General features: G+C 46.3%; 1 protein-coding gene. It reads right to left on the bottom strand.

Features of this window, described 5'->3' with window-relative positions; translation table 11 throughout:
* On the bottom strand, nucleotides 1-201 hold a 201-nt coding region (locus tag HMPREF2802_RS12165), incomplete at both ends, for a YPDG domain-containing protein (protein WP_176744785.1).

Genomic DNA, 201 nt, shown 5'->3' on the forward strand with positions numbered 1-201 from the left:
TGTGCATCGTTTGGCGTAACTGTCACTTTCGCATTTGTTGTCTCAGTTGAGCCATCTGGATATTTCACTGTTACTGGAATGTCGACACTTGTGTTTGGATCTGCATCCGCTGGTGGTGTCGCTGTTACTGTTCCTGTATTTGGATCTACATCTACCGTCCAGCCTGTTGGTACATCTTTAGGGCCTTCAAATTGTGTGCCT

Origin of the sequence: Staphylococcus sp. HMSC071G07, from assembly GCF_001811435.1 — a bacterium.
Classification (GTDB): domain Bacteria; phylum Bacillota; class Bacilli; order Staphylococcales; family Staphylococcaceae; genus Staphylococcus; species Staphylococcus pettenkoferi.